Genomic DNA, 11,750 nt, shown 5'->3' with positions numbered 1-11,750 from the left:
TGGTAAATTCGGCACTTGCTCCCTGATGTTTTTTCTTAAAGTTAGGATACTTAGTCCGACCAGCAAAGAAATTGGTAAAAGCTGTTTGTAAATGTCTTAACCCTTGTTGTAAAGGTACACAGCTTACCTCATTGAGAAAGTCTAATTCTTCTTGCTTTTTCCAATCGGTTAGCATTGAAGAAGTTTGAGCATATCCTACTCTTTCTTGTCTTTCATGCCAAGCTTGTGTTCGTTCGTGGAGAGCTTTGTTGTAAACTAATCTTACACAGCCCAATGTGCGCCGCAATAGCGACTCTTGTTCTGGTGTCGGGTAAAATCGGTAAGAATAGGCTTTTTCCATACCTCACATTTTAGCATATATTTCGTAAATGTGCTAATATTTAACAGTAAAGCCGCCGTAAAACGGCGGGGTTTCAGACCCAAATTTTCGATGAGGAGCAAACAAACCCCGAAAGCCCTTGTCTTTAAGAGTATTCATGGTTTCTTTGGCAGCATACCAACTATCTCCTGTGACTGTCTCTGGTTTCAATCCCCAAGCTTTTACTTCGTCCAACATTTCTAAGAAATATTCATGTTTTGTCTGACCCTCCTGTTTATTAACGATTCAATAATTAACGGGAACTGACCTTCCTTTACAATCGGTATAATATCAGGTAACTACGTTAATACCTTTGACTACTTTTTTGTGTTTACCACCAGTAAAAGTAATCGATTAACTCAGCTTTAGCTGGGTGACTATAAGGCTTGTCAATTACCATATCGTCTGTACTGATTGTTCCTCCTTCAAGTTCGATTTGAGGAGCCACTTCATCCAACAAATCCTTGGGTGTATAGTTCTCTCGCCACAAGAAACGATTGACACTGTCATGAGATAAATTGCCCAGAATTTGAGCCAAACGAACACAGCTTATATATTTAGGTTCGCCGAGCAAAAATAGGGTGTAAATAGCCAGATTACATTGAGCAGTTGTTGGCTTCGTAATGTTTCTCATCAGTTGTTCTGTTATAAGAGATGCCCTTCTGTCAGGAAATCAAATCGGAGAGGGTTTTGTCAAGAGTCGAGAGAGAAATTGTATCTAAGACTAACAAAATTATACCACCCACATTTAAGCCTTTTTGTCAATGCGTAAGTTCTATGCTTGCAGAAACGGTATCGTTACATTTTGTGTCGTATTCAAGCAATTCATACAGACTCAATCAATTCATACAGTAAATCAAACAACCACCCGTTACAGTAATACCAGAAGCAGAATTGTTAGCTCAACTTAGGTAAGCAGTTCTCAAATCCAACAAATTCAATAAGGAGAGCATCATGAGCTTAAAAGATAGAACCGAGGCAACCGCCAAAAATATCGAAGGTAAAGTTCAAGAAGCAGTAGGAGATCTGACTGGCGATCCCAAAGCTCAGGCAGAGGGCAAGGAAAAACAGGCAGAGGCAAAAGTTCGTCACACTATCGAAGATGTGAAAGATGAAGTCAAAAAAATCATTGATTAGTAGGTCGTTTGTCACAGCAACCGCCATTCAGACAAATGATTGAAACCAGGCTTTCATCGGAACTCTTCCTCAAAAAATGGTTTCTTTCGAGACAGGTGAAACACTAGGACAAGGCGGCGTAAATAAACCCAATATTACCAGATATCTAGCTTCTCAAAGAAGTCGAAGATCTCTCCCTCGGTAAACTTACGCCGTCAAAGACTAGAAAAATCTTTCTCGAAAGGATCTAGACAGTAGTTGTTCATCATCCATGTATCATCGATTCATCAAATTCTTTTGGGGAGTTAAAATGATGTCACTTCAACAGATTCGTCGCTTTTTTGTCACCATTATTTTAACTATAATGCTGGCAATTACTATAGCTTTTGATTTTGGAACTACAAATAGTTGGGCTGCAACTTTACCCACCCAATCGCAGACTCAAATCGCAAGCATGAATCGAGCCAAGGCAGTTACGAAAAATATTGAAGGCAAAGCTCAAGAAGCGATTGGCAACATGACAGGCGATCCCAAAGATCAGATGATGGGAAAAGCCAAGCAAGTCGAAAGTCAGGCTCGTAACGCAGCAGAAGATATAAAAGACCAGATGAAGTTAAAAGGGAGGGCAAAAGCAGTCACAAAGAACATTGAAGGCAAAGCTCAAGAAGCGATAGGTAAAGCTACTGGCAACCGCCAAGATCAAGTTGCTGGAAAAGCTAAACAAGTCGAAAGCCAAGTTCGCAATGCAGTAGAAGACGTAAAAGATACGGTTCAAGATATACTCAATTAAGGATCGGTGACTGAATTTTCATTACTTTTCTCTAAATCAAGGAGGGAAATATGTTCGATCTCGTTTGGACTGCCGTTGTTATACTTTTCATCCTCTGGGTGTTAGGATTCTCCATTAACATTGGCGGCGGCTTAATCCACCTGCTTTTGGTTTTGGTGCTGATTGGCGTTGTCTACAACTTGTTCATGAGGCGACGGTAATTGTTCATTCTCGAACACAGAAAGGGTCAAAAAATCGGGAAAAAGCAAGAATCAAAGTAGCTAAGATTCAGGCTCGAATCACCGATGGCAGAAAAGACCATTTACATAAGCTAACCACTCAATTAGTTCGTGAAAACCAAACGATTGTAGTTGAGAATTTAGCGGTAAAAAACCTGGTAAAAAACCCCAAGGTAAGCGCATCTTAACAATCCTTGACAAAATGAACTTTATGTGAGTTGCTTGCCCACGATTCAGGCATATTTGAGGAGAATTTGCCATCTCAATTGTTAAGCAAAAATCGACCAAATGGGTCGATTTCGTAACTATTCTGATTGACTGGTATCACTTGAAATGCCCACGCGGATGACAAAATTGGCCAATTGTCAATAGCGTTTGAGATGCTCTCACCCTGTAAAAAACCCGAAACTAGCTCAAGCTATATCAGATGTTAGTTGGGGAGAAATCACTCGACAATTAGCCTATAAATGCCGTTGGTATGGGAGAAACTATCGGGAAATAGATATAGCATTTCTGATTCACACGAGGTACATTCCCGAGCCTGAACAGCTTAATCAGTAAAGGTTTAACTGTGCCGCACAGATGCGAGAAACGCTATAGATGGTTTCCTAGTTCAAAACGGTGCAATAATTGTGGGCATATCGTTGAGAAAATGCCGTTAAGTGTCCGAGAATGGGAGTGTCCTGAATGTGGAACTTGCCATGAAAGGGATGTTAACGCCAGTAAAAACATTTTGGCCGCAGGGCTTGCGGTATCAGTCTGGGTCGCGAGTGTCAGACCCGAACAGAGTGAGTCTGTGAAGGCAACTGCTAAGAAGCAGAAACCTAGATCGTGAGGTCTAGGAATCACCGTCCCTTTTAGGGCGGTGAGGATGTCAATCCCACCCCCTAAATCCCCCTTAAGGGGTAATTCTATCGTCTCCCCTGAAAGGGGAGATAAGAGAGGGGTGGGGACTGAGGGGGGTGGGGGCTGCTTTGCTCAACCGAACGGTATTGGGTAGGGGAGGTGTGAACGATCATAATTTAATTTTATGTTGTTGTGCTGTTTAGTTATTCAAGGAGTTTTTGTATGGAATCCACAAAAGAGCGCGGGCAATTAATCATCATTGGTGGAGCAGAAGACAAAGAAGGAGATTGTCAAATCTTGCGAGAGTTTGTTCGCTGTGCTGGCGGGACTAAAGCTAAAATTGCCGTGTTAACGGCGGCAACAAGTGAGCCTCGTTCGGCTGGAGAAACCTATACCCGAGTGTTTGAGCGACTCGGTGTCGAGGATGTGCGTGTCCTCGATACCATTCACAGGGAAGATGCCGACGATCCAGAAAACCTGAAAATCATTGAGGAAGCCACAGGAGCGTTTTTTACCGGGGGAGATCAAGCCCTAATCATTGAACACATCAAGGGAACTCAGCTAGATGCCTTACTTCACCAACGCAATCGGGAGGGAATGGTGGTAGGTGGGACAAGTGCCGGTGCTGCCATAATGCCCGATCTGATGATTATTGAAGGAGACTCCGAAACCAACGCACGCATGGATGCCATAGAGATGGGTCCGGGAATGGGATTTCTGCACTCAGTGGTGATCGATCAGCATTTTGCCCAGCGCGGACGGCTAGGTCGCCTGATTTCCGCTCTCTTACAGCAGCCAGCTAACTTAGGCTTTGGCATTGACGAAGATACAGCAGTAGTTGTGGACGGTGACGAATTTAAAGTGCTGGGGCGTGGGGCTATAACAGTTGTCGATGAATCAGAAGCAACTTATGATAATTTAGACGAACTGCTCAAAGATGAAGCGATGGCAGTGTGTGGAGTCAGGTTGCACATCTTACCTCAAGGATTCCGCTTTAACTTGAAAACTCGCAAGCCCGTTTTCTCTCGATCAATAGAGTTAAGGGATAGCAATCCTAAAAAGGAGGCAGAAGTTGAAAGGGAGTAGGTCGGAGGGAACAATCAGTGGTGGCTTGTACCCGCCACTGATTGGAGAATTTATTTAAATCAGAAAAATATTGACTCTGAGGTCTAAGAATGAATCACGATCGGGATGATGAAACCAATCTTGAGCGGCGACGAGAACTGCTACATGATGAAGAGGCTTTTCGACTTGATCAAGAAGAGAAACGCCTGCGATCTGCCAGACGAAGTAATACCTTAAATTGGATAATTAATAGCATTTTCGGGCTGGCAGGAATAGTGCAAATACCACTGGTAATGAGGTTCTTGCTGCGTTTGTTTGGTGCGAACCCACAAAATCAATTTGCTCAGTTGATTAATCATCTATCTGCACCTTTCATTGAGCCATTTTCCACCTTATTCATTAGCCCTGCTTCATCTGGTGGAGCAAACATATTTGATGTTAATATTGTGATTGCGATCATAGCCTATGCTCTCTTGAGCTATACTTTGCACGGCTATAACTTGCATTTTTTCCTCAAATCACTCTAGTATTAGATAATGCCCGCTATCAAAAATGTAAAATTGTTGAATAATTGGCTCTTTCTTTGTCAATAGAATTACTCTATCTGCCGTCTTATTGCCTAATCTAAATTTAATTGAAAGCCTGTGGAAATTTGTCAAAAAGAAATGTTTATATGGTAAATATTATGAAAACTTTTCCGACTTTTCTTCAACTATTTATGAATGTCTGAATGATGCCCATCTGAAACATAAAAAAGAACTGGATTCCTTGCTCACTCTAGGATTTCAGAAGTTTAATAAATCTCAGATTATGAACGGCTAAAGTATATCAGTCATCAGTCATCAGTAATCAGATGTGAGTTTTCAGTTCACAAGGGCCGAATCTAAAACCTCATTGGTTAAGCTAAAAGCTTTGATGTGCCTAGTTTCTAACCTTCTTTTTAGGTGGGAGAATTGCCAGATTCTTTCTTTTGCCTCTTGCATGAGTGACTCTTGCCTTCAGAACCTGATTACTGTTTACTGTTTACTGACCACTGAAAAAAACTCCCATCAACAGTGTCTCACTGATTACTGTTTACTGTTTACTGATTACTGTTTACTGTTTACTGAAACAACTCCCAACACTTAATATATGAAATGGACAGATAAAGATCAGATAATTATGCAAGGGATCGATCGACCCCTAGGCAAATATTATGCGGCACGATTGAAAGCTCAGGGAACCTGTTTAGTAGCGGGGGTGGCTAGTGGCCACGGTGGTGAGATAATCGCAGAGATACCAGTGTTTGATCTAGTGGTCGAGGCCGTTGCTGAAACCGGAGAAATCAAGACCAGTTTAATTTTAGTCCCCCCCAATCAAGTCCTAGATGCGGCCTTAGAAGCGATCGCAGCAGCAATTCCCCAATTAATTATCGTCACCCCAGGAGTACCCCCCTTGGATCTGGTGGAATTATTAAAGATAGCTAGTACCACCGGGACATTAATTCTCGGCCCCGGCAGCCAGGGTGTAATTATTCCCAATTATCTTTGGTTGGGTATTTGTGAACCGAATTTTTATCAATCGGGGACAATCGGTCTGATCACGCGTGGCGATCGCATAGGGGATGAAGTGGCGAAAACTTTAACAGCGGCGGGTTATGGTGAATCTATGGCGGTAAATTTGGGTACTGACGGCATTATTGGCTCAAATTTGTCCCAATGGTTGCAGGTTTTCGAGGAAGATGACAATACCGAGGCAATTCTCCTCGTCAGTCAGGTGGGAGGAAAGGCCGAAATCGAGGCGGCCAAATATATTGCCTCGGCGATCGAAAAACCAGTGATTGCCTATCTTGTGGGGTTAAATACAGCCATTGAAACCAATTTCGGTGATACAGAAACAATTATTTCTAACCAACTTTCCTACTCTGTTGCCGCTAAGAATACCAGAAAAGATAGCTTACGTCATTTTCAAGAAGCTGGGGTGACAGTGGTGGAAAAATTGGCCGATTTACCCACCTCTTTAGCGAAAGTCTTGTCCTGAATTTGACCCCATTGCTCCAATAATATTTATAATCTGAGAATATTCTGCCAAAATAAGCACCTAACAGGATGTTTCACCCCATCCAGGGGATTTTCGATGACAATTCCTGAGAGCTACTATATCATGGTAGATCACCTGTGATTCCTCAGACCGGCCAAGATAAAGATGGCAACAGGCAAAAATTAGGAAAAATCAGCGACAATCGAAACGGCAAGATCAAAAAAAATTCTATTCTAGATTGACCCTTTCAGCAGACCAACTATCCCACCCTTCTAGACAACGACCCTAAGGATAACTTCTATGGCGCAACAAAATAACCTAAAAACCGACAATATACACCAAATCGATCCCTATTGGGGTCCCCGATGGCTCGTAGAGGAGCGGGACGCTTGCGGAGTCGGTTTTATTGCCGATGTGCGCGGTTCTGGCAGCCATCAACTGATTGAACAGGCCCTTTTAGCCTTAGGTTGTTTGGAACACCGGGGAGGCTGCAGCGCCGATCAGGATTCCGGGGACGGTTCCGGTATGATGACCGCTATCCCCAGAGATGTCCTCGCTACTTGGTTCGCCGAAAATGGCTTAAATATGCCAGAATCTGAGCGACTAGGGGTGGGTATGGTCTTTCTTCCCCAAGCGGCCCAAGAACGCGCCGACGCTAAGGCACACATCGAAGAAATTGTCAATAAATATAATATTAAGATTTTAGGTTGGCGTGCTGTTCCCGTCCGTCCCCAAGTCCTCGGAAGACAAGCAAGGGAAAATCAACCCTACGTCGAGCAAATTCTGGTGACTTCCCCCGATTTAGCCGGTTCTCAATTCGATCGCCTACTCTATATTGCCCGTTCTGAAGTCGGTAAGCAACTGGCCGATGATTTCTATTTCTGTTCCTTTTCCTGTCGCACCATTGTCTATAAAGGGATGGTACGGGGCGAAATCCTGCGAGAATTCTATCTAGACCTGCAAAATCCCGCCTATAGCAGTCAATTTGCCATTTATCACCGTCGTTTTAGCACCAATACCCAACCGAAATGGCCCCTCGCTCAACCGATGCGCTTATTGGGTCATAACGGCGAAATTAACACCCTTTTGGGCAATATTAACTGGATGTCGGCCCGGGAACCCGCTTTAGAAACCCAAGGTTGGACCCACGAAGAATTACAATCCCTGACCCCCATTGTTAACCCCGCTAACAGCGACTCCTATAACCTCGATAGCGCCCTAGAATTATTGGTGAGAACCGGTCGCAGTCCCCTAGAAGCGGCTATGATCCTAGTGCCGGAGGCCTACAATAATCAGCCGGATTTACAGAATTATCCCGAAATTATCGACTTCTACGAATACTATAGCGGTTTACAGGAACCCTGGGACGGTCCGGCTTTACTGGTATTCAGTGACGGGGGAATCGTCGGCGCTTGTTTAGATCGCAACGGTTTGCGACCGGCCCGTTATAGCATTACTAACAATGGTTATATCGTCGTTTCCTCGGAAGCGGGAACTATTCCCCTCGATGAAACCACCATTATGGAAAAAGGTCGTCTCGGCCCCGGTCAAATGCTCGCAGTGGACCTAGAAAAAGGCGAAATTAAGCGTAATTGGCAGATTAAACAGGAAATTGCCCGAGCTAATCCCTACGGTGAATGGGTGAAATCCCAACGCACCTTGATTGACAAAGAAACAGCGATAGACATTCCCGCTCCTAGTCATCTCCTTCCCCTGCAAACCGCTTTTGGTTATACTGCCGAAGATGTGGATATGATTATCGTTCCCATGGCAGAACAGGGAAAAGAACCGACTTTCTGTATGGGTGATGACACTCCCCTAGCAGTCCTCTCCAGTAAACCCCATCTTCTCTACGATTACTTTAAACAACGTTTTGCCCAAGTTACTAACCCCCCCATCGATCCTTTACGCGAAAGTTTAGTCATGTCCTTGACTATGTATCTGGGACGACGGGGCAATATACTTAAATTAGGGGTTGATGACGCACATTTACTGAAATTAGACTCTCCCCTGCTCAATAATGCGGAATTAGCCAAAGTTAAAACCTCTAGCTACAAAACAGCCGAACTTTCTACCCTTTATGATCTGACCACCGGACCGCAGGGATTAGAAACCGCGATCGCTAATTTGTGCGCTGAGGCCGCCAAGAAAGTAGCATCGGGAGCAGAAATTTTAATTCTCAGTGACAGAACTGCTTCTATTGACGAAAAAACTAGCTATATTCCCCCCTTATTAGCTGTTGGTGCCGTCCATCATCACCTGATTCGCTCACACTTGCGTTTAAAAGCTTCCATCGTGATCGACACGGCCCAATGTTGGAGTACCCATCACTTCGCTTGTCTAATTGGTTATGGCGCTTCCGCAGTTTGTCCCTATCTGGCCCTAGAAACGATCGCCCAGTGGTGGATCGAGCCAAAAACCCAGAAATTGATGGAAAACGGCAAATTAGAAGCTATTAGCCTCGAAAAAGCCCTAATTAACTACCGCAAATCCGTAGAAGCAGGATTACTGAAAATCCTCTCGAAAATGGGTATTTCTCTCCTATCTTCCTACCATGGGGCGCAAATTTTCGAGGCGATCGGATTATCGGCAGATTTAGTTAAACTAGCTTTTAACGGTACTACCAGTCGCGTCGGGGGTTTAAGCATTGCTGAAGTGGCCCAAGAAGCGATCGCATTCCACAGTAAAGCTTTCCCCAATCTTACCGCTAAAAAACTAGAAAACTACGGTTTTGTCAACTACCGTCCGGGGGGAGAATACCACATGAATTCCCCGGAAATGGCGAAAGCACTCCATAAAGCCGTGGCCGCTCACTCCCAAGGTCAAGGATATGACCATTACGAAACCTATCGTCAAATCTTGCAGCAAAGACCCGTTACTGCATTGCGCGATCTATTAGAATTTAACAGCGATCGAGCTTCAATTCCCCTCGAAGCAGTAGAATCGATCGAAAGTATCCTGCAACGCTTCTGCACAGGGGGAATGTCCCTCGGTGCCTTGGGCCGGGAAGCACACGAAACCCTAGCGATCGCCATGAATCGCATCGGAGGTAAGTCCAATTCCGGAGAAGGGGGAGAAGATCCGATCCGTTACACCAGCTTAAGCGATGTGGATGCAGAAGGACATTCCGTGACCATGCCCCACCTAAACGGCTTAAAAAACGGTGATACAGCCAATTCTGCCATTAAACAGATAGCTTCGGGTCGTTTTGGAGTCACTCCCGAATATTTAATGAGTGGAAAACAGCTAGAGATTAAAATGGCCCAGGGAGCAAAACCGGGAGAAGGAGGTCAATTACCCGGGAAAAAAGTTAGTCCCTATATTGCCATGTTACGGCGATCAAAACCGGGTGTTACCTTGATTTCTCCCCCTCCTCACCACGATATCTACTCGATCGAAGATTTAGCACAATTAATCTACGATTTACACCAAATTAACCCCCGGGCCAAAGTTTCCGTCAAATTAGTGGCCGAGATCGGTATCGGTACAATTGCGGCCGGAGTTGCCAAAGCTAACGCTGATATTATCCAGATTTCGGGCCACGATGGTGGTACAGGTGCATCACCCCTAAGTTCGATCAAACACGCGGGTAGTCCCTGGGAATTGGGAGTAACGGAAGTGCATCGGATGTTAATGGAAAATCAACTGCGTCATCGGGTGATTTTGCGTGCAGATGGGGGACTAAAAACCGGTTGGGATATCCTCATGGCTGCCGTGATGGGTGCGGAGGAATTCGGTTTTGGTTCCATTTCCATGATTGCTGAGGGGTGTATCATGGCCCGCGTCTGTCACACGAATAATTGCCCTGTGGGAGTCGCTACCCAGCAGGAACGTCTCCGCGCTCGTTTTCCAGGAATTCCCGCTCATGTGGTCAATTTCTTCACTTTGGTGGCTGAGGAAACGCGGCAATTATTGGCGAAATTAGGCTATCACAGTTTAAATGAGGTGATTGGCCGGGCAGATCTGTTAAAAGTGCGCTCCGATGCTCGTTTAACTAAGACAGAATCCCTCAATCTCGATTGTTTGTTGAATTTACCCGATGGCCGTAGCGATCGCTCTTGGTTGCAGCACGAGGAAGTACATAGTAACGGTGCTGTTCTCGATGACGATATTCTAGCCGATAGCGAGATTAAACAGGCGATCGAGCAACAGGGAACCGTCAGCAAAACCTACAGGATTGTCAATACCGATCGCTCCGTCGGGGCGAGAATTGCGGGGGTAATTGCCCAAAAATACGGGAATGACGGCTTTGAAGGCGAAATTAAGCTCAATTTTCAGGGTGCGGCCGGTCAAAGTTTCGGAGCCTTTAATTTACCCGGTGTCAATCTCCATTTAGAGGGAGAAGCTAACGATTATGTGGGTAAAGGCATCTACGGCGGCGAAATTGTCATCGTACCGCCCCAAAACGCCAATTATCAGCCCGAAGATAACGCTATTATCGGTAATACCTGTCTCTACGGGGCCACCGGTGGGGTATTATACGTTAATGGTCGCGCTGGTGAACGCTTTGCTGTTCGCAATTCCACCGCAAAAGCAGTTATCGAAGGGGCCGGGGATCACCTCTGTGAATACATGACCGGGGGGGTAATTGTCGTGCTTGGTTCCGTCGGTCGCAACGTCGGCGCCGGGATGACGGGAGGATTAGCTTATATCCTTGATCCCTCCCTACCGGAGAAACTCAACCCCGAAATTGTCAAGATTCAACGGGTTGCCACGGCTGCCGGTGCGGAACAGTTAAAATCTTTAATTGAGGCCCATGTAGAACGCACTAATAGCCCCAAAGGTAAGTTAATTTTAGCTAATTGGGATAGCTATCTCGGTCAATTCTGGCAAGTGGTCCCTCCCTCGGAAGCGGATAGTCCCGAAGCGCAAATTAGCGCGGAGAAAACCTTAACTTCGGTGTAATTTCTTTGGGGTGCGTTACTCTTGGTTAACGCACCCATTGATTAATTTTTTGACTGCGGAGTTGATTAATGGCCATGCTGCCCATCCCCACCACCTATACTAGCTATACCCAAGCACAAGAACATTTTCTTCAGGTTTTAGAACAAGTAGAACTGGGAAACTCGATCGTTATTGTCCAACGTCAGGGTCATCATGATGTGGCCTTGATTGCTGCTGACGAATTATCCGCTTTATTAGAAGAAGTTTATCTTTTGCGCTCTCCAGCTAACGCTCAACGACTTTTTCAGTCCTTAAATTGGTCACAAGAAAGATTATCTCAGACAGCTGCCACCACTTCTCTAGAAGAATTACGTCAAGAATTGGAGACCGAGATTGAGCAAGAAAAAGCCGCAGAAGTCTGAAACCGAAATTGTGCGAGTTTTTACTCAATTAT

11 protein-coding genes and 3 pseudogenes are annotated in these 11,750 nt (G+C 44.9%); 11 read left to right on the top strand and 3 right to left on the bottom strand.

Annotated features, from left to right (window positions below; translation table 11 throughout):
• The 3 genes from PX484_RS05675 to PX484_RS05665 all read right to left on the bottom strand — a co-directional run.
• Positions 1 to 340 (bottom strand): RNA-guided endonuclease InsQ/TnpB family protein (locus PX484_RS05675; RefSeq protein WP_288103111.1); only part of this gene is annotated, 340 nt, incomplete at its 3' end.
• Positions 341 to 373: 33 nt separating this feature from the next.
• Positions 374 to 556, bottom strand: a complete 183-nt coding sequence (locus PX484_RS05670; protein WP_287665384.1) for a hypothetical protein — start codon at positions 554 to 556, stop codon at positions 374 to 376.
• Positions 557 to 689: 133 nt separating this feature from the next.
• The gene (locus PX484_RS05665; protein WP_002799007.1) at positions 690 to 992 is read right to left on the bottom strand and encodes a hypothetical protein; all 303 of its coding nucleotides are present in this window, start codon (positions 990 to 992) and stop codon (positions 690 to 692) included.
• A gap of 320 nt (positions 993 to 1,312) precedes the next feature.
• Between PX484_RS05665 and PX484_RS05660 the strand changes: the two genes are divergently transcribed.
• From PX484_RS05660 to PX484_RS05610, 11 genes and pseudogenes are all read left to right on the top strand, one after another.
• A complete protein-coding gene (locus PX484_RS05660) occupies positions 1,313 to 1,495 on the top strand; it encodes a CsbD family protein (RefSeq protein WP_002752242.1) in 183 nt (60 codons plus the stop codon).
• Positions 1,496 to 1,787: 292 nt separating this feature from the next.
• Positions 1,788 to 2,264, top strand: coding sequence for a CsbD family protein (locus PX484_RS05655; protein WP_002803199.1), 477 nt, complete (start codon positions 1,788 to 1,790; stop codon positions 2,262 to 2,264).
• A gap of 50 nt (positions 2,265 to 2,314) precedes the next feature.
• Positions 2,315 to 2,464, top strand: coding sequence for a lmo0937 family membrane protein (locus PX484_RS05650; RefSeq protein WP_149978494.1), 150 nt, complete (start codon positions 2,315 to 2,317; stop codon positions 2,462 to 2,464).
• A gap of 8 nt (positions 2,465 to 2,472) precedes the next feature.
• Positions 2,473 to 2,661: pseudogene (locus PX484_RS05645) on the top strand (transposase); the annotation flags it as partial.
• A gap of 196 nt (positions 2,662 to 2,857) precedes the next feature.
• Positions 2,858 to 3,317, top strand: a pseudogene (locus PX484_RS05640) (RNA-guided endonuclease InsQ/TnpB family protein); the annotation flags it as partial.
• 233 nt (positions 3,318 to 3,550) lie between these two features.
• A complete protein-coding gene (locus PX484_RS05635; protein WP_002803198.1) occupies positions 3,551 to 4,414 on the top strand; it encodes a cyanophycinase in 864 nt (287 codons plus the stop codon).
• An 89-nt stretch (positions 4,415 to 4,503) separates the two neighbouring features.
• Entirely contained in the window at positions 4,504 to 4,920 is a 417-nt protein-coding gene (locus PX484_RS05630) for a YggT family protein (protein ID WP_287665376.1), read from the top strand.
• Positions 4,911 to 5,215, top strand: a pseudogene (locus PX484_RS05625) (transposase); the annotation flags it as partial. The gene PX484_RS05630 and the pseudogene PX484_RS05625, both read left to right, overlap by 10 nt.
• A gap of 309 nt (positions 5,216 to 5,524) precedes the next feature.
• Positions 5,525 to 6,412, top strand: a complete 888-nt coding sequence (locus PX484_RS05620; protein WP_287767667.1) for a succinate--CoA ligase subunit alpha — start codon at positions 5,525 to 5,527, stop codon at positions 6,410 to 6,412.
• 300 nt (positions 6,413 to 6,712) lie between these two features.
• Positions 6,713 to 11,317, top strand: coding sequence for a glutamate synthase large subunit (gene gltB, locus PX484_RS05615; protein ID WP_288103107.1), 4,605 nt, complete (start codon positions 6,713 to 6,715; stop codon positions 11,315 to 11,317).
• A gap of 68 nt (positions 11,318 to 11,385) precedes the next feature.
• A complete protein-coding gene (locus PX484_RS05610) occupies positions 11,386 to 11,718 on the top strand; it encodes a type II toxin-antitoxin system Phd/YefM family antitoxin (RefSeq protein WP_002763237.1) in 333 nt (110 codons plus the stop codon).
• Positions 11,719 to 11,750: the final 32 nt, after the last annotated feature.

This window comes from Microcystis sp. M49636_WE2, from assembly GCF_030065375.1.
Classification (GTDB): domain Bacteria; phylum Cyanobacteriota; class Cyanobacteriia; order Cyanobacteriales; family Microcystaceae; genus Microcystis; species Microcystis aeruginosa_C.
This window is presented reverse-complemented; position numbering and strand designations above follow the sequence as displayed.

What these genes read in the sequence shown, in the direction of transcription:
- PX484_RS05670 (WP_287665384.1), bottom strand. Translation starts at nt 556, where the DNA reads ATGTTGGACGAAGTAAAAGCTTGGGGATTGAAACCAGAGACAGTCACA.
- gltB (WP_288103107.1), top strand. Translation starts at nt 6,713, where the DNA reads ATGGCGCAACAAAATAACCTAAAAACCGACAATATACACCAAATCGAT.
- PX484_RS05630 (WP_287665376.1), top strand. Translation starts at nt 4,504, where the DNA reads ATGAATCACGATCGGGATGATGAAACCAATCTTGAGCGGCGACGAGAA.
- PX484_RS05655 (WP_002803199.1), top strand. Translation starts at nt 1,788, where the DNA reads ATGTCACTTCAACAGATTCGTCGCTTTTTTGTCACCATTATTTTAACT.
- PX484_RS05665 (WP_002799007.1), bottom strand. Translation starts at nt 992, where the DNA reads ATGAGAAACATTACGAAGCCAACAACTGCTCAATGTAATCTGGCTATT.
- PX484_RS05610 (WP_002763237.1), top strand. Translation starts at nt 11,386, where the DNA reads ATGGCCATGCTGCCCATCCCCACCACCTATACTAGCTATACCCAAGCA.
- PX484_RS05620 (WP_287767667.1), top strand. Translation starts at nt 5,525, where the DNA reads ATGAAATGGACAGATAAAGATCAGATAATTATGCAAGGGATCGATCGA.
- PX484_RS05650 (WP_149978494.1), top strand. Translation starts at nt 2,315, where the DNA reads ATGTTCGATCTCGTTTGGACTGCCGTTGTTATACTTTTCATCCTCTGG.
- PX484_RS05635 (WP_002803198.1), top strand. Translation starts at nt 3,551, where the DNA reads ATGGAATCCACAAAAGAGCGCGGGCAATTAATCATCATTGGTGGAGCA.
- PX484_RS05660 (WP_002752242.1), top strand. Translation starts at nt 1,313, where the DNA reads ATGAGCTTAAAAGATAGAACCGAGGCAACCGCCAAAAATATCGAAGGT.